Origin of the sequence: Salegentibacter tibetensis (assembly GCF_020164485.1) — a bacterium.
In the GTDB taxonomy this organism is placed as follows: Bacteria; Bacteroidota; Bacteroidia; order Flavobacteriales; family Flavobacteriaceae; genus Salegentibacter; species Salegentibacter tibetensis.
In genome coordinates this window covers 1-255 of record NZ_JAIQZA010000158.1, presented here as the reverse complement: position 1 = coordinate 255, position 255 = coordinate 1, and the positions used below count along the sequence as shown (strand labels likewise).

1 protein-coding gene is annotated in these 255 nt (G+C 34.1%); it reads left to right on the top strand.

The features are described from left to right. Positions 1 to 255 (top strand): carboxymuconolactone decarboxylase family protein (locus LB467_RS19660; protein ID WP_224475691.1); only part of this gene is annotated, 255 nt, incomplete at both ends.

Below are 255 nucleotides of genomic sequence, written 5' to 3'. Positions count from 1 at the left end.
AGAAAATTACCTGGCATTTCAAAACAGTAAAACATCCTTCAGCAAAAAAGAAAAAGAAGTTGTTAACCTTGTTGTAAGTCAAATAAATGATTGTGATTATTGCCTGGCTGCTCATACTATGATGGGCAAAATGAATGGTTTTACAAGTGAACAAATACTGGAATTGAGAGCAGGAAAAGCATCCTGGGATATTAAAATCAATGCTTTAGCAAAATTATCTTCAGCTATTGCCCAAAGAAAGGGAATCAATGTAGC